The 18,640-nt window shown below is 69.4% G+C and carries 21 protein-coding genes; 11 read left to right on the top strand and 10 right to left on the bottom strand.

The window, feature by feature from the left end; genetic code table 11:
• The first annotated feature begins 5 nt into the window (after positions 1–5).
• From AC1VNM_RS00870 to AC1VNM_RS00880, 3 genes are all read left to right on the top strand, one after another.
• Positions 6–1,424, top strand: coding sequence for an aldehyde dehydrogenase family protein (locus tag AC1VNM_RS00870; protein ID WP_483105538.1), 1,419 nt, complete (start codon positions 6–8; stop codon positions 1,422–1,424).
• A 128-nt stretch (positions 1,425–1,552) separates the two neighbouring features.
• On the top strand, positions 1,553–1,720 hold the full coding sequence (locus AC1VNM_RS00875) for a hypothetical protein (protein ID WP_377156579.1): 168 nt from the start codon (positions 1,553–1,555) through the stop codon (positions 1,718–1,720).
• A 143-nt stretch (positions 1,721–1,863) separates the two neighbouring features.
• Entirely contained in the window at positions 1,864–2,238 is a 375-nt protein-coding gene (locus AC1VNM_RS00880; protein WP_331617228.1) for a response regulator, read from the top strand.
• A gap of 56 nt (positions 2,239–2,294) precedes the next feature.
• Here AC1VNM_RS00880 and AC1VNM_RS00885 read toward each other — a convergent pair whose 3' ends face one another.
• From AC1VNM_RS00885 to AC1VNM_RS00910, 6 genes are read right to left on the bottom strand one after another with little or no spacing between them, the layout of a single operon-like run.
• A complete protein-coding gene (locus AC1VNM_RS00885) occupies positions 2,295–2,513 on the bottom strand; it encodes a hypothetical protein (RefSeq protein WP_377156576.1) in 219 nt (72 codons plus the stop codon).
• A gap of 9 nt (positions 2,514–2,522) precedes the next feature.
• Positions 2,523–3,743, bottom strand: a complete 1,221-nt coding sequence (locus AC1VNM_RS00890; protein WP_483105539.1) for an aminotransferase class V-fold PLP-dependent enzyme — start codon at positions 3,741–3,743, stop codon at positions 2,523–2,525.
• Between the two features lie 56 nt (positions 3,744–3,799).
• A complete protein-coding gene (locus AC1VNM_RS00895; protein ID WP_483105540.1) occupies positions 3,800–4,342 on the bottom strand; it encodes an MFS transporter in 543 nt (180 codons plus the stop codon).
• The gene (locus tag AC1VNM_RS00900) at positions 4,279–5,079 is read right to left on the bottom strand and encodes an MFS transporter (RefSeq protein WP_483105541.1); all 801 of its coding nucleotides are present in this window, start codon (positions 5,077–5,079) and stop codon (positions 4,279–4,281) included. The genes AC1VNM_RS00895 and AC1VNM_RS00900 overlap by 64 nt, the downstream gene beginning before the upstream one ends.
• Positions 5,076–5,816, bottom strand: a complete 741-nt coding sequence (locus AC1VNM_RS00905) for an iron-containing redox enzyme family protein (RefSeq protein WP_483105542.1) — start codon at positions 5,814–5,816, stop codon at positions 5,076–5,078. Before AC1VNM_RS00905 ends, AC1VNM_RS00900 begins: the two co-directional genes overlap by 4 nt.
• Positions 5,817–5,835: 19 nt before the next feature.
• Positions 5,836–6,405: a GNAT family N-acetyltransferase gene (locus tag AC1VNM_RS00910; RefSeq protein WP_483105543.1), complete on the bottom strand. Its 570-nt coding sequence runs from the start codon at positions 6,403–6,405 to the stop codon at positions 5,836–5,838.
• A gap of 136 nt (positions 6,406–6,541) precedes the next feature.
• Here AC1VNM_RS00910 and AC1VNM_RS00915 point away from each other — a divergent pair, with 136 nt between their 5' ends.
• Both AC1VNM_RS00915 and nadB read left to right on the top strand, forming a co-directional pair.
• Positions 6,542–7,522, top strand: coding sequence for a GlxA family transcriptional regulator (locus AC1VNM_RS00915; protein WP_483105544.1), 981 nt, complete (start codon positions 6,542–6,544; stop codon positions 7,520–7,522).
• 46 nt (positions 7,523–7,568) lie between these two features.
• Entirely contained in the window at positions 7,569–9,182 is a 1,614-nt protein-coding gene (gene nadB / locus AC1VNM_RS00920; protein ID WP_483105545.1) for an L-aspartate oxidase, read from the top strand.
• A gap of 1 nt (position 9,183) precedes the next feature.
• On the opposite strand, the gene AC1VNM_RS00925 is transcribed toward nadB, so the two are convergent.
• The 3 genes from AC1VNM_RS00925 to AC1VNM_RS00935 all read right to left on the bottom strand — a co-directional run bounded on the left by AC1VNM_RS00925 (position 9,184) and on the right by AC1VNM_RS00935 (position 11,668).
• Positions 9,184–9,471, bottom strand: coding sequence for a late competence development ComFB family protein (locus AC1VNM_RS00925; RefSeq protein ID WP_377156568.1), 288 nt, complete (start codon positions 9,469–9,471; stop codon positions 9,184–9,186).
• Between the two features lie 178 nt (positions 9,472–9,649).
• A complete protein-coding gene (nadA, locus tag AC1VNM_RS00930; RefSeq protein ID WP_483105546.1) occupies positions 9,650–10,762 on the bottom strand; it encodes a quinolinate synthase NadA in 1,113 nt (370 codons plus the stop codon).
• 12 nt (positions 10,763–10,774) lie between these two features.
• Positions 10,775–11,668: an AraC family transcriptional regulator gene (locus tag AC1VNM_RS00935; protein ID WP_483105547.1), complete on the bottom strand. Its 894-nt coding sequence runs from the start codon at positions 11,666–11,668 to the stop codon at positions 10,775–10,777.
• A gap of 69 nt (positions 11,669–11,737) precedes the next feature.
• On the opposite strand from AC1VNM_RS00935, the gene AC1VNM_RS00940 reads away from it, so the two are divergent.
• The 6 genes from AC1VNM_RS00940 (at position 11,738) to rraA (ending at position 16,751) form a co-directional block, all read left to right on the top strand.
• Positions 11,738–13,003, top strand: a complete 1,266-nt coding sequence (locus AC1VNM_RS00940; protein ID WP_483105548.1) for an MFS transporter — start codon at positions 11,738–11,740, stop codon at positions 13,001–13,003.
• 184 nt (positions 13,004–13,187) lie between these two features.
• Positions 13,188–13,661, top strand: a complete 474-nt coding sequence (locus AC1VNM_RS00945; RefSeq protein WP_483105549.1) for a Panacea domain-containing protein — start codon at positions 13,188–13,190, stop codon at positions 13,659–13,661.
• Positions 13,658–14,125 (top strand): hypothetical protein, encoded by a 468-nt coding sequence (locus AC1VNM_RS00950; protein ID WP_483105550.1) that lies wholly within the window; start codon positions 13,658–13,660, stop codon positions 14,123–14,125. Before AC1VNM_RS00945 ends, AC1VNM_RS00950 begins: the two co-directional genes overlap by 4 nt.
• A 112-nt stretch (positions 14,126–14,237) precedes the next feature.
• Positions 14,238–15,962, top strand: coding sequence for a thiamine pyrophosphate-binding protein (locus AC1VNM_RS00955; RefSeq protein WP_483105551.1), 1,725 nt, complete (start codon positions 14,238–14,240; stop codon positions 15,960–15,962).
• Between the two features lie 14 nt (positions 15,963–15,976).
• The gene (locus tag AC1VNM_RS00960) at positions 15,977–16,210 is read left to right on the top strand and encodes an RNA-binding S4 domain-containing protein (protein WP_377156560.1); all 234 of its coding nucleotides are present in this window, start codon (positions 15,977–15,979) and stop codon (positions 16,208–16,210) included.
• A 4-nt stretch (positions 16,211–16,214) separates the two neighbouring features.
• On the top strand, positions 16,215–16,751 hold the full coding sequence (gene rraA, locus AC1VNM_RS00965; protein ID WP_483105552.1) for a ribonuclease E activity regulator RraA: 537 nt from the start codon (positions 16,215–16,217) through the stop codon (positions 16,749–16,751).
• Between the two features lie 25 nt (positions 16,752–16,776).
• On the opposite strand, the gene AC1VNM_RS00970 is transcribed toward rraA, so the two are convergent.
• Entirely contained in the window at positions 16,777–18,615 is a 1,839-nt protein-coding gene (locus tag AC1VNM_RS00970; protein ID WP_483105553.1) for a putative bifunctional diguanylate cyclase/phosphodiesterase, read from the bottom strand.
• Between the last annotated feature and the right edge of the window lie 25 nt (positions 18,616–18,640).

An 18,640-nucleotide genomic window follows, 5' to 3' on the forward strand; every position in this document is an offset into this window, starting at 1 on the left:
AAGCCATGCGGAACTTCGACCAGAACTACATCGACGGCGCCTTCGTTGCCGTGACCGGCGACGAGGTCGTCGACATCGTCGATCCCGCCACCGAGGCCGTGGTCGGTCAGGCCCGGCTCGCGCATCGCGACGATGCCCGTCGCGCCGTCGAAGCCGCGATGCGCGCCCAGCCGGCCTTCGGGCGGACTTCCGTCGCGGAGCGCGTCGCGATGCTCGAGCGCCTGCAGGCCGCGATGCTGGCGCATGCCGAGGACCTCCTGGAAGCGACGATCACCGAGTACGGCGGTCCCGTCGCCCGCGCGCAGTGGGTCGCCAATTACGCGTCGCAGTGCTTCGGCGACGCGGCGCGGGCGCTGCCGAGCTACGCGTTCGAACGCCGCGTCGGCGCATCGACCGTGGTGATGGCGCCGGTCGGCGTGTCCGGGCTCTTCGCGCCCTGGAACAGCACCGCCGGCACGATGGCCAGCAAGCTCGCGGCTGCCATCGCCGCCGGCTGCGCGACGGTGATCAAGCCCAGCGAGCTGAGCCCGTGGCAGGCGCATGTCGTCGCTCGCGCGATCCACGCGGCGGACCTGCCGCCGGGTGTCGTCAACATCGTGACCGGCCGCGGTGTCGACGTCGGCGCCGAGATCGGCACGCATCCGGGCGTCGCGAAGCTGTCGTTCACCGGCTCGACGCCGACCGGCAAGCTGATCGCGCGTGGCGCCGTCGACACGATGAAGCGCGTGAGCCTGGCCTTGACCGGCAAGTCGGCCTCGCTGTTGCTGGACGACGCGGACCTCGATGTGGCGCTCCCCCTCGCGCTGGCTGCGGCCTTCATGAACAGCGGGCAGGCCTGCGTGGCCGGCACACGCTTGCTGGTGCCGCGTGCCCGGATGCCTGAGGTCGTGGAGCGGATCCGGTCCGCCGTCGCCGCGATGCGCGTCGGCGATCCGCGCGATCCGGCGACGACGATCGGTCCGATGGTCAGCCGCGCGCAGTACGAGCGCGTCCAGCATTTCATCCGCCGCGGCCTCGACCAGGGCGCGACGCTGATCGCTGGCGGAGAGGGGCGGCCGGACGGACGCGATCGCGGCTGGTTCGTGCGGCCGACGGTCTTCGTCGATGTCCGCAACGACATGGACATCGCGCGCGAGGAGATCTTCGGCCCCGTGCTGTCCGTGCTCCCGGTGGACTCGGAGGACGAGGCGATCACGGTGGCCAACGACTCGCCGTATGGGCTGCAGGCTTACGTGTTCTCCGCCGACGCGGACCGCGCGCGACGCGTGGCCTCACAACTGGAGGCGGGCACGGTGCTGATCAACCGCGTCGCGCCGGACCTGCTGGCGCCGTTCGGCGGCGTCAAGCAATCGGGCGTGGGCCGGGAGTTCGGCGGGATGGGCATGGAGGCCTTCCTGGAACCGAAGACGATCACCACCGCCTGAGGCGGCCGGCACGGCGGAGGGCCTTCGCGGGATCGGCAAAGCCGAATGGCGGGCAAGGAAGTTCGACCTTGAGCCGCGTGCGCGGGCCGCCCACACTGAGGCCTCTGTTGACCCCACTTCGAACTGCCTTGGACTTCCTCACTACTCCCGTCATCGCCGGTCTGTTGTTCACCGGCACCCTGGCCCTGGTCGCACTGATGGCGTGGAAGGGCGGCAGTGAGCGGCGAGACGTCACCTTCCTCGCTTCCGCCGCCGGTCTGGGCGGCGTCTGCACGGCGATCGCCGCGGTCGTCTGAGCGCCCCTGAAGCCGGCGCGAGGAGCGCACGCCACAGGCGCCGGTTTTACGCTCCGTTGCTAAGTCGACGCCCCTGACGGCCGCGTGTGAATCGGTGCCGCGCCAAAATGTGACGAACGATTCAGTGAGAGGAAGGGAAGGGCATGCGCGTCTTGCTCGTCGAGGATTCCGAGTTTGTTCGCGAGCAGTTCCTGCGATTGTTCGAGGGACTCGATTTCGTGGAAGTGGTGGGCTACGCGGACAGCGAGGAAGACGCCGTGCAGGCGATCTCGGTGCTCAAACCCGATGTGGTGCTGCTCGACCTGAACCTGCAGGTCGGCTCCGGCATGCATGTGCTGCGGCGCGCACGCGCCGGCGGCTACACCGGCAAGCTGTGGGTGCTCAGCAGCCGCGACCCCGACTTCTACCGCTCGCTGTGCGAGAAGCACGGCGCCGACGGCTTCTACGACAAGGCGCATGAGCAGCTGCAGCTGCTCGACGACCTGCGCGTGCTGGCCGGCGAGAAGCCGCTGTTCTGAGGCGCGCGGCGCTCGCGACTGTCGCGTCGAAGGGGCCATCGCGGGGATGGCGCCGCTCAGGGGCCGCAGCCGGCCATGGCCATCAGGCCGTCGACGTGCAGCAGCGCGACGGACAAGGGGTCCGACGCCAGCGACGCCCCCATGACCAGCACGCCCAGGCCCACGCGCAGCGCCCGCGCCGACCGCGGCAGCGGGCGGCATGCCGAGATGAGGAAGGGCGCGCCGACGCCAAGCATGAAGAGCGCGGTCAACAGCGCGTGCAGGGCGGTGTCCATGATGACCGTTCAGCCCAGCGCCGCGACACCTTGCAGCGTCCCACCGGCCGGTTCGTGATCGGGCAGCCCGGCCATCGCGAGATCCAGGTCCGACATCAGGTCGGACACGTTCTCCAGGCCGACCGACAGCCGCAGCAGGTCCTCGCCGATACCGGACTGCCGGCGCTCCGCCACCGACAGCCTGCCGTGCGTGGTCGAGGCGGGATGGGTGATCATGCTGCGCGTGTCCCCGATGCTGGTGGCGATGGAGATCAGCCGCAGCGCATCCACCACCGACCATGCGCCCTCGCGGCCCCTCGGGACGCGGAAACCCACCACGCCGCCGAAGCCCGATTGCTGCGCCGCCGCCAGCGCATGCTGCGGGTGCGTCGCCAGGCCGGTGTAGACCACGGCGGCGACTTTCGGGGACGCCTTCAGCCAGCGCGCCAGCTGCATCGCGTTGGCGGAGATCGCCGCCATGCGCAGATGCAAGGTCTCCAGGCTCTTGAGCAGCAGCCACGCGTCCATCGCGCCCAACGAGGCGCCGGTCACGCGCAGCACGCCGCGCAGGTCGGCCATCAGCCGCTCGGCACCGACCGCGACACCCGCCACCACGCGGCCGTGACCGTCCATGTACTTGCCCGCGGAATGGATGACGATGTCGGCGCCCAGGCGCAAGGGGTTCTGCTGGTACGGCGTGAGCAGCGAGTTGTCCACCGCCAGCAGCGCGCCGCGCGCATGGGCGAGCAGGGAGATGGCCTCGATGTCTCCCACGTTCTGCAGCGGGTTGGACGGCGTCTCCATGAACGCGAAGGCGGTGCGATCGTCGATCGCGGCGTCCCATTGCGCCAGGTCGGTCAGGTCGACGACGCGCACGTCGACGCCCAGTCTGCCGAAGTGATGGCGGAAGGCCATGAGGGTCGTGCCGAAGACATCGCGGGAACAGACGATGTTCCTGCCGGTCGCCACCCACGCCTGCGCCATGGCCACGATCGCCGCCATGCCCGACGAGAAGGCGACCGCCGCCTCCGCGCGCTCCATCGCCGCGATGCGTCGCTCGAGCGCCTGCACGGTCGGGTTGGAGAAGCGCGAGTACACGTTGCCCGCGGCTGCGCCGCTGAACTTGCGCGCCGCGTCCGCCGCCGAGGCGAAGACATAGGCCGAGGTGATGGCGACCGGTTCGCAGTGCGCGTCGCTGAGGTCCTGGAACTGGCCGGTGCGGACGGCGTTGGTGAAGGATTGGTGATCCAAGGCAGCTTCCTCTCGAAGGCGTTTCGGTGGGGCCGTGGCCGACGGACGGCGACGTGTCAGGCGGAGGGCCGGGCTTGCAGTCCCGGAGGCGGGGCGGTGTCGACGTCCGGATCGCGCAGGAACAGCCAGCTCGTCACACCGCCCAGTGCCGTCAGGCCTGCCAACCCGACGATGTAGGGCTGGTAGCTGCCCCACAGGTCATGGCTGAGCGCGCCCAGCTGCACCGAGGCGAAGCCGCCGAACTGGTGCGCCAGGAACAGGTAGCCGAAGGCCCGTCCCTTGATCGCCGCGCCGTAGCGCGCCAGGCAGAACATCGACGTCAGCACCACCGTGCCCAGGTAGGTCGCGCCGAACACGACGGCGAAGCCCAGCGTGCGAAGGTCTTCCGACGCTCCGAGCAGGAGCAGCACGGCGCAGGACCGCAGCACGTAGAACGCGCCCAGCAGCGTGCGCTTGGGCAGCCGCATCGCCAGCCAGCCGGTCAGCAAGCCGCTGATCAGCTCCAGCACGCCGAGCAGACTCAGGCTGACGCCCATCAGCGCGCGCGGCGTCGAATGGTCCTGCCAGAACGCGACCAGGTGGACATCGATGAAGGCCATGCTCGCGCCGCAGCCCATGAAGCCGATCGCCAGCGCATGGAAGCCGCTGTCGCGCCGCAGCAGGGACCAGGCGCGGGGGGAGGTGCCTTCGCCGTCACCGTCGACTCGTCCGCTTCGGAAGCGGCGTCGGCGGCATCCAGGCCGGCCGCCTTCGACTTCGCCGCGGCGAACCACGCCAGACCGGCGAGCGGCAGCGCGAGGAAAGCGCCCGTCAGCAGGAAGGTGGTCTCCCACGTCGCCTTCGGCGCCAGCCACAGCCAGAACGGCGACAGCACGATGAAGCTGATCGAGGTGCCATTGGTGACCACCGCGAAGGCCAGACCGGATTTCTTCTGCTCGAAGAGGCGATCGACCAGCACGCCCATCGGCACATAGGTCATGGCCGCCAGGCCGAAGGCCGCGAACAGCCCGTAGCCGAGGACGAAGACCGGGAGCGACCGGTCGAACAGACTGGTACCCGCGAGCGCGACACCGGCGGCCAGACAGCCGATCACCACGGTGCGCAACGGCCCGTGGCGATCGCTCAGCCACCCCACCAGCGGCGATGCCAGCCCGGTGACCAGCATGAACACGGCGCCCGACCAGGCGAAGTCGGAACGGCCGCGCCCGAAGTGGGTCGCCAGGTCGGCGAAGTAGACCTGGTAGAGGCTCTTGATGCTGGTGGAGAAGAACATCACCAGGAAGCCCACCGCCACGAGGGCGTGGACCAGCGGCCGGGAAGGCGTTGCCGGCTTCATGCGACCAGCCCCGGGACGCCGCGGCGCGTGGCCGGAAGGCAGTAGGCGCGGTACATGCCGTCGTACATCGTGTAGAACAGGCGGCAGGTGTGATCGACCGCGTGCAGCGCTTCCTGCTGCAGCCGGTCGGTGTCGCACAGCTCGGCGACCAGGTTCAAGCCCTGTTCGACATGGCCGACATCCTCGGCCTGGTGGACGGAGAAGAACAACAGGTCCTCCTCCGTCAATACGTAGACCTTGCCCAGCAGTTCGTGGCGCGCCTCGCCGGCCTTGAGCTCCAGGTTCTGACCTTCGCTGGCGATCATCACCGCGGCGGCGGCGATGTGATAGCTGCCGCGGCCCCGCACCGCGTACAGCCGGTAGTCGATCAGGTCCTGCGTCGCGGGCAGCGGGCGCGCGGCGTCGCGCTCCTCATCGCCGATGCCCAGCGCACGGAGGAAGTTCTGCATCAGCACCACGTGGTTGTCGGTCCTGGAGAGCCGGCCGGTTTCCTCCTCGTACAGGTTGATCAGCAGCGCGCGCTTGAACGTCGGCAGCGGGCAGTGGAAGAACAGGTGCTCGACGTAGCCCAGGAAATGCTTCGTCAGCTGATAGCCCTGCAGCGCCACCTGGCGCAGCAGCACGATGTCCTTCCCGTCAGGATTCATCAGGCGGTCGAAGAGGGGATGCGCCATCGTCAGATGGCTGTGCAGCAGCGATCGCAGCTGTTCCTTGAAGGCGGCCTTGGATTGCGGCATGGGGGACTCCTGTGCGGGATCAAAGGGCGGCGGGGGCATCGACGCGGCGGCGCAATGCCTGCACCGCCTGCGCCATGAAATGGCCCCGATGGACCGCGTCGCCGACGCGGGCGTAGTCCTCCAGGACGCCATAGGTCTCGAAGCCGAAGAACTGCCAGAGGTGGTGGGCGCGGGTGTTCTCGCGCACGTCGAGCACCAGCTGCTCGACGCCCAGCTGTTCGGCGCGGCGCGTGATCTCGCGCAGCGCGAGCTGCACGAAGCGCAGGCCGCGGAAGTCCGGGTGCACCACGCCCTTGGCCAGTTCCGCGCGGTGACGGCAGGTGGCCATGCCGTTGAGATGCAGCAGCGCCATGAAGGCCGGTCGCGCGTCGACGCGTCCCATCAACAGGTGGGTCCGGCCCGAGGCGATGCCCACGCGCAGGGCGGCAACAAACTGGACTTCCTGATGCGGCGTCAGCGTCCGCTCGAAGCCCAGCATGCCGCCGTCGGCCACGGTGCTGTTGACGAGCTCGACAAGCTGCCCGGCGAGTCGATCGTCGATCCGATCGATCCAGTCGTAACGGGCAATGAACGATGGCTCTGACTTCACGGGCGGTCTCCTTCGCGATTGATCGGGAGGGGCAGATTAGCGACGCCTCCGCGGCCGACGCGGCAACAAACGCGCTCAGAACGGCAAGAAACCGGCCATGATGGGAGGGGATAAGTCCTGAGGAACTTTTTCGGCGATGAAGAGCGTCCACTTCCTGATGATCCCGTCGGCGCATGTGCTGGACCTGGCGGGCCCGCTGCAAGTCATCCATTCGATCGGCGAGATCGGCGCCGGCACGGTCGATGTGCGTTGCATCGGGCCGGAGGTCTCGGTCGGCGCCTTCCAGCCGCTGACGTTGACCGACATCCGCCCGCTGCCGCACACCCTGCCGCCGGACTCGGTGCTGTTCATCGTCGGCAGCAAACTGACGCCGGCGCTGATGCGCTCGTCGGCCTGGCGCAAGGCCGTGGACTGGCTGGCGCAACTGGGCCGCGACCGGCCGGACGGGCTGCGGATCTGCGGCGTCTGCACCGGCACCTTCCTGCTGGCCGATGCCGGCCTGCTCGACGGCCGCCTGTGCACCACGCATCACCGCTTCATCGCCCGACTGCGCGCGGCCAGTCCGAAGACGACGGTGCTCGAGAACCGCGTGTTCGTCGAGGACGGGGACCTGCTCACGTCCGCCGGGGTCACCTCCGGCATCGACCTGGCGCTGCACCTGGTGGCGCAGGCCTTCGGCGAGGACGTCGCCATCCAGGTCGCGCGCGAGAACGTGGTGAACTTCCGCCGCTTCGGCGCCGACCCCGAACTGTCCGCCGCGACGCGTTACCGCGCCCACGGCAACCAGCGCATCCATGCGGTCCAGGATGCGATCGCGACACAACTGGGTGGTCGCGTCACGATCGACGAACTGGCCGCTCAGGCCGGCCTGAGCGAACGCCATCTGGCCCGGCTGTTCCTCGCCGAGACCGGCGTCAGCATCAAGCAGTACCAGATCGCGCTGCGCATGGACCTGGCCCGCCGGCTGATGACCAGTTCACGGCTGTCGCTGGAGAACATCGCGGCCACCTGCGGCTACGGCAGCGTGCAGGCCTTCCGCGCGAACTGGAACAAGCACGAGCGCCTGCCGCCCTCGCTGCTTCGACGCGGCGGGGGCGCGCCACGGTCCGATGCTTAGAATCCCCACTCCCAAGCGATGACGCCCCGATGACCGGGCGATGACGATGACAGCAGCTGTTCGGACCGACGCCGCGCTGGCGCCGGTGGTGATCGTGGGTGCCGGCCTGGCCGGATTGACCGTGGCGCTTCACCTCGCCGACCGCGTGCCGGTGATCGTGCTGGCCAAGCGCGAACTCAACGAGGCCGCCACCGCCTGGGCGCAGGGCGGGATCGTCGGGGTGCTCGGCTCGGACGACAGCATCGAGAGCCACGTCCGCGACACGCAGGAAGCCGGCGCCGGTCTGGTCGACGAGGCCACCGCCCGCTACATCGCCGAACGCAGCGCCGATGCCGTCGGCTGGCTGGTCGAGCAGGGCGTGCCGTTCACGCTCGATGAGCAGGGGCCGCTCGGGCTGCACCTGACCCGCGAGGGCGGGCACGCGGTGCGCCGCATCGCCCACGCCGCCGACGCCACCGGCAAGGCCATCCACGATGCGCTGCTGGCCAAGGCGAAGGCCCATCCCAACATCGAGCTGCGCCAGCGCTGGATGGCGCTGGACCTGATCACCTCGCGGCATGTGCAGCGCGACGAGCCGTCCCGCTGCTACGGCATCTACGCGCTCGACATGGACGCCCAGCGCGTCGACGCGATCGCGGCGCGCGCCGTGGTGATGGCCACCGGCGGCGCCGGCAAGGTCTACCGCTACACGACCAATCCGGACACCTCCACCGGCGACGGCATCGCGATGGCGTGGCGCGCGGGCTGCCGCATCGCCAACATGGAGTTCATCCAGTTCCACCCGACCTGCCTGTACCACCCGCAGGAACGCAGCTTCCTGATCACCGAGGCGCTGCGCGGGGAGGGCGGTCACCTGAAGCTGCCGGACGGGACGCGCTTCATGGCCGCGCACGATGAGCGGCTCGAACTCGCACCGCGCGACGTGGTCGCCCGCGCGATCGACTTCGAGATGAAGAAACACGGCCTCGACCACGTGTGGCTCGACGCCACGCACCTGGGCGAGGACTTCCTGAAGGAACACTTCCCGACCGTCCATGCGCGTTGCCTCGCGCTGGGCATCGACATCGCGCGCCAGCCGATCCCGGTGGTGCCGGCGGTGCACTTCACCTGCGGGGGCGTGGTGTCCGACCTGCAGGGCCGCGCCGACCTGCCCGGCCTCTACGCGGTCGGCGAGACCGCCCACACCGGCCTGCACGGCGCCAACCGGCTGGCGAGCAACTCGCTGCTGGAATGCGTCGTGCTCGGCCAGGGCTGTGCGTCCGACATCCTGGCGCAGGAGGTGCTCCCTCCGGCGCCGCTGCCGGCCTGGGACGAAAGCCAGGTCGAGGACGCGGACGAGCAGGTCGTCATCGCCCACAACTGGGACGAGCTGCGTTCGCTGATGTGGAACTACGTCGGCATCGTGCGCACGACCAAGCGTCTGGAGCGCGCCTTGCATCGCATCGACCTGCTGCGCGCGGAGATCGACGACTACTACGCCAACTTCCGCGTCAGCCGCGACCTGCTGGAGTTGCGCAACCTGGTCGATTGCGCGGAACTCATCGTGCGTTCGGCGCTGCTGCGGCACGAAAGCCGCGGGCTGCACTACAGCCGCGACTACCCGCGCACGCTGCCGGCGAGCTTGCCGACGGTGCTGGTGCGCAACGGCAATACGCGCTGATCTATCGCTGCTTCGTGCGCAGCACGCTGCGCGCTTGCACGAAGTTGAAGGCGTAGCTGACCGCTTCCTTGATCGCGGCATCCACGTCCAACCGCTCCTGCTCGGTCAGGTAGAACGAGTAGTCCACCGCATGGCGGATGTAGCGCGGAGGCAGCCGGTTCAGCGCGACGCAGGCCACGTCGGCCAGCAATTCGGCTTCACGGTGGATCTCGGGGAACTGCGGAGCGTTCTCCATCACCGCGGCAAACACTTCGCGTTCGTGATGGTTGTAGAGCGAGGTGAAGTCCATGAGCACGTCCTGCCGTGGGCAACTGGGATGGCCACAGCATAGGCCGCCCCCCGCGCAGATGGAAAGCCCCCGGTGACACTCGTTCACGCGGGGCGCACTCACGAGACGCCCTCACGAGACGCCTCCTCCCGCTTGCGGGAGAGGGCAGGCGTGAGGGCCAGCGGCCGTCGAAGTGCGATCAGGCCGCGCCGATGCCCGGCACCATCGCGCCCGCTTCCGCCGCCTTCTTCGCCTTGAGCTTCGCGGTGAAGTCCAGCATGCGGTCGATGCACGACTTCGCTTCGACCCGGATCGTCTCTTCGACGAAGATCTCGCCGCTGCCGCGCTCCAGGCAATCGACCAGGCCCTGCAGGCCGTTCATCGCCATCCAGGGGCAGTGCGCGCAGCTCTTGCAGGTCGCGCTGTTGCCCGCCGTCGGCGCCTCGATCAGGACCTTGCCCGGCGCCATCTGCCGCATCGCATGCAGGATGCCGTTGTCGGTGGCGACGACGTATTCGCGCGCCGTGCCCTCGACCACGGCCTTGATCAGCGCGGAGGTCGATCCCACGACGTCCGCCTGCGCGACCACCGAGGCCGGCGACTCCGGGTGGACCAGGATCATCGCGTCGGGGTGTTGCTCGCGCAGCAGCTCCAGCTCCAGGCCCTTGAACTCGTCGTGGACGATGCAGGCACCGTTCCACATCAGCATGTCGGCGCCGGTCTGCTCCTGGATGTAGCGGCCCAGGTGGCGGTCGGGCGCCCACAGGATCTTCTCGCCGCGGGCCTTGAGCTCGCTGACGATCTCCAGCGCGCAGGAACTGGTGACCATCCAGTCCGCGCGCGCCTTCACCGCGGCGCTGGTGTTGGCGTAGACGACGACGGTGCGGTCGGGATGCGCGTCGCAGAAGGCGGCGAAGTCCTCGGCCGGGCAGCCCAGGTCCAGCGAGCAGGTCGCGTCCAGGTCGGGCATCAGCACGCGCTTCTCGGGGCTGAGGATCTTGGCGCTTTCGCCCATGAACTTCACGCCGGCGACCACCAGGGTCTGCGCCGCGTGGTCGCGGCCGAAGCGCGCCATCTCCAGCGAATCGGACACGATGCCGCCGCTTTCCTGCGCGAGGTCCTGCAGGTCGCCGTCGACGTAGTAGTGGGCGACGAGCACCGCCCCCTTGGCCTTGAGCAGTTCGGCGGCACGCGCCTTGAGTTGTCGGCGCTGGCTGGGCGTCAACGGTGCCGGCACCTTGGCCCACGCATGGGCGGTGCAGGTGGCGCCGTCCGCATCCTGGCGGGCGAAGTCGTAGAGAACCTGTTCCATAGGGGAGGAATTCTAGGTCTGGCCGAAAAACCGGCTCGGCGGCATGCCGACCGTCCTTGTGACCATCGCGGTGAAGGCGCTGGCGCTGGCGTAGCCGAGCTCCGCGGCGATGACCTGCATCGGCTTGCGATGCGCCGCCAGCCGCAGCGCCTCGGCCAGCAGCGCCTGCTGGCGCCATTGCGCGTAGCTGCTGCCCAGCTCCTGGCGGAAGAGGCGGGAGACGGTGCGCGCGCTCGCGCCGACTTCCGCCGCCCAGTCGTCCAGGCTGGCATGGCGCATCGGCTCGGCCAGCACGGCCTCGCAGAGGCGGCGCAGGCGCTTGTCGGTCGGCAGCGCGACGCCGAGCTGCAGGCTGGGCGCGCGGCGGATCTCGTCGAGGATCAGCTTGCCGATCCAGCCCTCGCGGTCGGCCACGACCTCGGCCACGGTTCCAGCGGGCTCGATCTCGTCCCGCGCGAGTTGCACCGCCAGCTCCCGCAGCAGCGGGGAGACCTCGAGGACGCGGTTCTCGGCCCAGACCTCGCCGTCGTCGGGCGGATCCAGCAGGTAGAGGGTGCGCAGCTCGCAGCGCTCGACGGCGGTCACCGCATGGACCACGCCGGCGGGGATCCAGACGCCGCGCGAGGGCGGGACCAGGAAGGTGGCGCGGTCGGTGCTGACGCGCACGACGCCGGTCACCGAGAAGACGAACTGGCCCCAGGTGTGGTGGTGGGCCTGGATGTCCATGAACCCGTCCAGGCTGCGCGACTTGGCCCGCACCGGGCGCACGGCGCTGGGCGCATAGCGGCGCGGATCGAGCGGCGGCAGGCTGGTGCGACGGGTGAGGGTCGGGGTGGGGTGCGGCGTCGGACGAGCGGGTGAAGGAGAGGCCGAAGGAGGGTGCGAAGGAGGGGTCGGATGATCCATGGCGGAAACTCGACAGAACTTGTCCGGCTATCGTAATTCCGACGTAAAGGCCCTGTCACCATTCCGTTCATGAACACCGCCACCACCACCGCCGACGCGGCCGGCCTGTCGCCGAGCCCCGAACAGAGCGCCGCACAGAGCAGGCAACGAGACATCCAGACCATCAGCCTGATCGGTCTGGCCCACGGCACCTCGCACTTCTTCCACATGCTGCTGCCGCCGCTGTTCCCGGTGTTCATGCGGGAGTTCGGGCTGAGTTATTCCGAGCTCGGCCTGCTGGTGACGATCTTCTTCGTGATCTCGGGCGTGGGGCAGGCGCTGTCGGGCTTCCTGGTCGACAGGACGGGCGCGCGGCCGGTGCTGTTCGCGGCGCTGGGCTGCTTCGTGCTGGCGTCGCTGGCGGCGGGCACGGCCCAGAGCTTCGTCGGGCTGGCGCTGGCCGCGGCGCTGGCGGGCCTGGGCAACTCGCCCTTCCACCCGGTGGACTTCACGATCCTGAACAAGCGGGTGTCGCAGCAGCGGCTGGGGCATGCGTTCTCGGTGCACGGCATCACGGGCAACCTCGGCTGGGCCGTGGCGCCGGTGCTGCTGATCTCGATGCACGAGGCGACCGGCCAGTGGCGCCTGGGCTACGCGGCGACGGCGGCGTGGGCGCTGTTCGTGATCGCGCTGCTGGTCTTCAAGCGCGACGCGATCGACGACACGCAGGGCTCGTGGGGCCATGAGAAGGCCGGCGCGGCGAAGGCGCCCGTCGACGAGCATCCGATGGCCTTCCTGAAGCTGCCGTCGGTGTGGCTGTGCTTCTCGTTCTTCTTCTTCACGACCTCCGCGCTGAGCGCGATCCAGAGCTTCGCGTCGCCGGCGCTGTCGGCGATGTACGGCGTGAGCCTGGCCAGCACCGCGTTCGTCGTGACCGGCTACATGCTGGCCGGCGCGGCGGGGATGATCGTCGGCGGCTTCCTGGTGGCGAAGTCGCAGAACCTGGAGCGCAACATCGCCGGCGCGATGTTCGTCGCCGCGGCGCTGCTGGCGTTGACGGCAACGGGCTGGCTGCCGGCGACGGCAGCGCTGATCGCGGCGGCGACGGCAGGCTTCGGCACGGGTCTCGCAGGCCCGTCGCGCGACATGCTGATCAAGCGCGCGGCCCCCCCCGGAGCGACGGGGCGCGTGTACGGCACGGTGTACTCCGGCCTGGACACCGGCTTCGCCGTCGCGGCGCCGATCTTCGGCGCGCTGATGGACCGGCACTGGAACAACGCGGTGTTCTTCGGCGCGTCGTTCGCGCTGCTGCTGGGCATCGGCGCGGCGAGCCTGGTGCGGCAAGGGAAGCGCTGACACCCCTCAGGGGGAAGTCAATGCGAGGTGCCGGGTGACTGGCATAGGTGGTCATCCGAGGTCGTCATAGCAATCGAGGCTGGTCCCGGAACTTGCATCGCGTCGTGGACGCAACAGCGCGGGGACCTTCGTTTGCAGCGGCATGCGGCGGATCTAGAGTCGTTGGCTCTGGAGTCCGCAAACCATGCCCTACTCACCCGCCATCGTCGCCAATGCCGTGCTCTACCGAGCGAAACAGCGTGGCATTCGCATCAGTCATCTGAAGCTGCAGAAGCTGATCTTCTTCATCCACGCGTGGCGCCTCGCGCTGCAGGGGCTGCCCGCGGTCGACGAACGACCGGAGGCGTGGGAATACGGCCCCGTTTTCGAGACGCTCTTTCACCGGCTGAAGAACCTCGGTCATGAGGCGATCTGCCAATACATCGAGACTGTCGAGGCGCGGACCAATGCGTACCAGGCGCTGATGCCGTCCACCGAGGATGCGGCGTTCTGGCGCGTTCTCGATCAGGTGATGGACCGGTATGGCGGGCTCAGCGCGTCGCAGTTGTCGACGCTAGGGCATGAACCGGGCGGTCCCTGGTCAACTGCGCGAGCCGCCAAACAGGCTGTCATTCCCGACGACAGCATCCGCTCCTTCTATCGGGAGAAGCTGCAATGAACGAGTCGTCCTTCCCGATGGCGGAGCCGCCGCTGATGCCGGTCCCCCCGGTCGATGAACCGGCAGCGGGGGAGTTGAAGAAGTTCGATTCGGAAGTGCTCGACTACAAGATCAAGCGCGCGAGCACCTTCGGTGGACTGAGCGTCGCCGGCACCCTGTACATCGTCGGTGTGTTGGTCATCCTGAAGCTGATGACCATCTGGCCCTTCAACTGCTCGCCGCTGGCGGAGATCACCGATTCCTTCGCGCGCATCGTGGAGTGCACGAACCCGATGATCCAGGGCGATGGCTGGCACGGCGTCGCGGGTGTGATGCTGGCGTTGTTTTCCGTTCCGACAGTGTTGCTGATCGCCATCCTGCGGATGGCTTCACCGAAGAAGGAGCCGCTGCCGGACACCGTCTTCACCACGGTCGCGGACAAGTTCGCCAACGCGCTGGAACGCGTGTTCGAACCCAGGAAATAGCCCGGGCAACACTTGACCCCGAAGCACTGGATTTCGCAACCCGCATCCGCGCCGCAACAGGGGACACCCCACCCGCTTGCAATGGCGGGGCCGCTCGCTACAGTCGTCCGTCATGGATCAGCACCGCACCGTCAGCCGCCCCGCCGGGCACGTCCTCGTCGAGGCCCTGATCGAGCAAGGGATCACGGAGGTCTTCGGAGTTCCAGGCGAGAGCTACCTCGCGGTCCTCGACGGCTTCCATGAGCACCGCGAGCGCATCCGCTTCATCGGCTGCCGGCAGGAGGGCGGTGCGGCCTTCATGGCCGATGCCCAGGGCAAGCTGACCGGTCGCCCCGGCGTGTGCTTCGTGACCCGCGGACCCGGCGCCACCAACGCCAGCATCGGGCTGCACACGGCCTTCCAGGACTCGACGCCGATGATCCTGTTCATCGGGCAGGTGGCCTCCGATCAGCGCGATCGCGAAGCCTTCCAGGAAGTCGACTACCGCCAGATGTTCGGCCCGGGCACGCTGGGCATGGCGAAATGGGTCGGCGAGGTGCAGGACCCGCATCGCCTGCCGGAATACGTCGCGCGGGCCTTCCACACCGCCATGCAGGGACGCCCCGGTCCGGTCGTCCTCGTGCTGCCCGAGGACATGCTCACGCAGCTCACCGACGCGCCGGTGCTTCCCCGCGCCAAGCCCGCCGTCGCGTGGCCGGCACCGGCGGACCTGGTCGAACTGCAGGCGCGGCTCGAAGGCGCGCAGCGGCCGTTCGTCATCGCCGGCGGCGGCGGCTGGACCGCCGAGGCCTGCGCCGCGCTGCAGGACTTCGCCCACGCCTGGCAGCTGCCGGTCGGCTGCGCGTTCCGCTTCCAGGACCTCTACGACAACCGCGATCCGCTGTACGCGGGCGACGTCGGCATCGGCATCAATCCGGCGCTCGCCAAACGCATCGGCGAGGCGGACCTCATCATCGCCATCGGCCCGCGCCTGGGCGAGATGACCACCGGCGGCTACACGCTGCTGAAGGCGCCGCGGCCTGCCCAGCAACTGGTGCACATCCATGCCGGGTCCGAGGAACTGGGCCGCGTCTACGCGGCCGACCAGATGATCCAGGCCAGCATGAGCGGCGCCGCGCTGGCGCTGCAGCAATTGCGCCCGCCCGCCGACGTCGAAGAGCTGCCGTGGTTGCAGTGGTCGCGCGACGCGCATGCCGACTACCAGCGCAACCAGCAGGCGCTGCCGGTCGGCCCGATGGACCTGGCCGAGGTCATGCATCTGCTGGACCGGCTGCTGCCCGCGGAGACCATCTTCACCAACGGCGCCGGCAATTACAGCGGCTGGCTGCATCGCTTCCACCGCTATACGGCGCTGCATCAGGGCGGCCGTACGCAGCTGGCGCCGACCAGCGGCGCGATGGGCTACGGCTTCCCGGCCGCCGTCGCGGCAGCGCTGCTGCAGCGCGAGCGCTGGGTCGTCAACATTGCCGGCGACGGCGACTTCCTGATGACCGGCCAGGAGATGTCCACCGCGATGGCCCATGGCGCGCGGCGATTGATCTGTCTGGTGGTCGACAACGGCAGCTACGGCACGATCCGCATGCACCAGGAGCGCGAGTATCCCGGCCGCGTCAGCGGCAGCGACCTGCACAACCCGGACTTCGCCGCGCTCGCCCGCGCCTACGGCTGGCTCGCGTTCAGCGCGGCCCGCACCGAGGACGTCGAGCCCGCGCTGCGGCAGGCCCTCTCGGCGCAGGTCCCGACGCTGATCCACCTGAAGCTGCCGGTCGAGATTTCCACCAGCCGCGCGACGCTCAGCAGCATCCGCGAGGCGGCGCTGAAGCGGAAAGCCGGATGACGGAAAATCACGCCATGACTGCTTCCGCCATCCCCTTCGCCCTGCGCGGCGAATACATCGAACTCGACAAGCTGCTCAAGGCCACCTCGCTGGCCAGCAGTGGCGGCGAGGCCCGGCACTTCATCTCCGAGGGCCAGGTGCGCGTCGACGGTCAGGTCGATCTGCGCAAGACCGCCAAGATCCGCGCCGGCCAGGTGGTCGAGTTCAACGGCCAACGCATCGAGATCCTGAACGACCCGGAGGAGTGACCCGATGACCAGTCCCAGCGCCGCGACCCGCGCCGCGATCCGTTTCTCGACCTGCGATCTCTGCGACTCGCTGAAGGCCGACACCAGCGGCGACACGCGCTGGCTGCCGGGCAGCCTGTATCGCAGCTACGGCGGCCATCCGCGCTTCGCCGGCCCGGTGGCCACGGTGAGATGCCTGGACGACAACTCGCAGGTGAAGGCGGCCGTCGAGAGCTTCGGCGCCGGACGCGTGCTCGTGGTCGACGGCGGCGGTTCGTTGCGGCGGTCGCTGCTGGGCGGCAACCTCGCCGTCAGCGCGGCGAAGAACGGCTGGGCCGGCGTGCTGGTCCATGGCGCGGTGCGCGACCTCGAGGAGCTGCGCGCGGCGGCCGTCGGCATCTTCGCGCTGGGCCATGTGCCGATGCCGACCGAGCGCCGCGAGCAGGGCCTCGCGGACCTGCCCGTCCAGATCGAGGGCGTCTGGATCCGTCCAGGCGATTGGCTCTACGCCGACGAGGACGGCGTCGTCGTCACGCCCAAGGCCGTGCACGCGGCCGGCTGAGCGAGGCCTGCGCCGGGCCCGGATCTCACCCCTGGGCGGCGATCCAGCCGGCCAGGGCCTCCGCCGCCATCGGCCTGCCGAACAGCCAGCCCTGCGCCGCGTCGCAGCCCATCGCGACGAGGACGGCGCGCTGCCCCTCGGTCTCCACGCCTTCCGCGACCACGGTCAGTCCGAGCGAACGCCCGATGCCGATCACCGCGCTCGACAACGCGCGATCGTCGGCGTCCTGCTCCAGGTCGCGCACGAAACTCTTGTCGAGCTTCAGCTCGGTCACCGGCAGGCGCTTCAGGTAGCTCAGGCTTGAATAACCGGTGCCGAAGTCGTCGACCGACACGCCGACGCCCATCTCGTGCAACTGCTGCAGTTGCTCGCGGGGGCGGCTGGTGTCGTCGAGCATCAACCGCTCGGTGACCTCCAGCGTCAGATCGCTCGCCGCCAGTCCGTGCTTCGCGAGCAGCGCCCGTGCATGGGCGGCGACGTCGTCCTGATGGAAACGCTGCGGCGAGACGTTCACCGACACGCCCGGCACGGCGATCCCCTCGGCTCGCCAGCGTGCCAGTTGCGCGCAGGCTTGCGCGAGCACCCAGGCGTCCAGCGCATTGATCAGGCCGCTCTCCTCGGCGACCGGGATGAAGCGGTCCGGCGACACCCAGCCGCGTTCGGCGTCGTGCCAGCGCAGCAGCGCTTCGACGCCCACCAGCGCGCGGTCGGTCAACCGCACCTTGGGTTGGAAGTGCAGCTGCAGCAACTGGTGGGACAGCGCGTGACGCAGCGCGGCCTCGATGTCGAGCCGCTCGTCCAACGCCTGGTTCATCGCGTGCAGGAAGAAGCGCGCGCAGTCACGGCCGGCGCGTTTGGCTTCGTACATCGCGATGTCGGCGTTCTTCAGCAGCTGGTCGAGGTCGAGCCCGTCCCGCGGATAGGCGCAGACGCCGATGCTGGCCGTCATCTGCACGCGCGCATGACTGCCGGCGAGCGGGATCGGAGCCTCGAGCACCGCGCGCAGCTTGCCGGCCACATGCATCGCGTCGTCCGCCGAGCAGCCCGGCAGCAGCGCGACGAACTCGTCGCCGCCCAGGCGCGCCAGGGTGTCGCTGTCGCGCAGCGCGCCCAGCAGCCGCTCGGAGATGTGTTTCAGCACCTGGTCGCCGACGGCATGGCCCAGCGAATCGTTGACGGTCTTGAAGCGGTCGATGTCGAGCAGCAGCAGCGCGGCCGGCGCCTCGGTGCGCGAGGCCTGCATCAGCGTCTGCCGGGCGCGGTCGGCCAGCAGGGTGCGGTTGGGCAGGCCGGTGACGCCGTCGAAGTAGGCCAGGCGCTCGATCTCGCGCTGGTGGCGGTCGTGCATGAACGCGATCTGGCACAGCTGCGTGCAGGCCTGCACCATGCGGCGGTGGAAGGGCGCCGCGCCGCGCGGTTCGCGGTAGTACAGCGCGAAGGTGGCGACGACCTGGTCGGCGCCCAGCAGGATGGGGGTGGACCAGCAGGCATGCAGCCCGTGCGGCAGCGCGAGCTCGCGGAAGTCGGCCCACAGCGGGTCGTTGGCGATGTCGGTGACCTCGACCGGCTGGCGGCGCCAGGCGGCGGTGCCGCAGGAGCCGGCCTGCGGACCGATCATGAAGCCTTCCAGCGCGCCGCTGAAGGTGGTCGGCAGGCTGGGGGCGGCCAGCGGGTGCACGCGACCGTCCTCGTCCACCGCCAGCACGGAGCAGATCACCTCCGGTGCCAGCGCCTCCACGGCGCGGCACAGCAGGTCCATCACCGCCGCCAGCGGGCGGCCGAGCGCAACGGCTTCCAGCACGTCGCGCTGCAGGTGATCGATGTCGGCCTGCTCGTCCGTCCTTGTCGCGTGCTGTTCTCGCATCGCTGCTCCCTGTTTGCCGGGAGCA

The sequence above is a fragment of the Mitsuaria sp. MSU3D genome, from assembly GCF_056867975.1.

What these genes read in the sequence shown, in the direction of transcription:
- AC1VNM_RS00870 (WP_483105538.1), top strand. Translation starts at nt 6, where the DNA reads ATGCGGAACTTCGACCAGAACTACATCGACGGCGCCTTCGTTGCCGTG.
- AC1VNM_RS00880 (WP_331617228.1), top strand. Translation starts at nt 1,864, where the DNA reads ATGCGCGTCTTGCTCGTCGAGGATTCCGAGTTTGTTCGCGAGCAGTTC.
- AC1VNM_RS00885 (WP_377156576.1), bottom strand. Translation starts at nt 2,513, where the DNA reads ATGGACACCGCCCTGCACGCGCTGTTGACCGCGCTCTTCATGCTTGGC.
- AC1VNM_RS00895 (WP_483105540.1), bottom strand. Translation starts at nt 4,342, where the DNA reads ATGGCCTTCATCGATGTCCACCTGGTCGCGTTCTGGCAGGACCATTCG.
- AC1VNM_RS00900 (WP_483105541.1), bottom strand. Translation starts at nt 5,079, where the DNA reads ATGAAGCCGGCAACGCCTTCCCGGCCGCTGGTCCACGCCCTCGTGGCG.
- AC1VNM_RS00905 (WP_483105542.1), bottom strand. Translation starts at nt 5,816, where the DNA reads ATGCCGCAATCCAAGGCCGCCTTCAAGGAACAGCTGCGATCGCTGCTG.
- AC1VNM_RS00915 (WP_483105544.1), top strand. Translation starts at nt 6,542, where the DNA reads ATGAAGAGCGTCCACTTCCTGATGATCCCGTCGGCGCATGTGCTGGAC.
- nadB (WP_483105545.1), top strand. Translation starts at nt 7,569, where the DNA reads ATGACAGCAGCTGTTCGGACCGACGCCGCGCTGGCGCCGGTGGTGATC.
- AC1VNM_RS00925 (WP_377156568.1), bottom strand. Translation starts at nt 9,471, where the DNA reads ATGGACTTCACCTCGCTCTACAACCATCACGAACGCGAAGTGTTTGCC.
- nadA (WP_483105546.1), bottom strand. Translation starts at nt 10,762, where the DNA reads ATGGAACAGGTTCTCTACGACTTCGCCCGCCAGGATGCGGACGGCGCC.
- AC1VNM_RS00935 (WP_483105547.1), bottom strand. Translation starts at nt 11,668, where the DNA reads ATGGATCATCCGACCCCTCCTTCGCACCCTCCTTCGGCCTCTCCTTCA.
- AC1VNM_RS00940 (WP_483105548.1), top strand. Translation starts at nt 11,738, where the DNA reads ATGAACACCGCCACCACCACCGCCGACGCGGCCGGCCTGTCGCCGAGC.
- AC1VNM_RS00945 (WP_483105549.1), top strand. Translation starts at nt 13,188, where the DNA reads ATGCCCTACTCACCCGCCATCGTCGCCAATGCCGTGCTCTACCGAGCG.
- AC1VNM_RS00950 (WP_483105550.1), top strand. Translation starts at nt 13,658, where the DNA reads ATGAACGAGTCGTCCTTCCCGATGGCGGAGCCGCCGCTGATGCCGGTC.
- AC1VNM_RS00955 (WP_483105551.1), top strand. Translation starts at nt 14,238, where the DNA reads ATGGATCAGCACCGCACCGTCAGCCGCCCCGCCGGGCACGTCCTCGTC.
- AC1VNM_RS00960 (WP_377156560.1), top strand. Translation starts at nt 15,977, where the DNA reads ATGACTGCTTCCGCCATCCCCTTCGCCCTGCGCGGCGAATACATCGAA.
- rraA (WP_483105552.1), top strand. Translation starts at nt 16,215, where the DNA reads ATGACCAGTCCCAGCGCCGCGACCCGCGCCGCGATCCGTTTCTCGACC.
- AC1VNM_RS00970 (WP_483105553.1), bottom strand. Translation starts at nt 18,615, where the DNA reads ATGCGAGAACAGCACGCGACAAGGACGGACGAGCAGGCCGACATCGAT.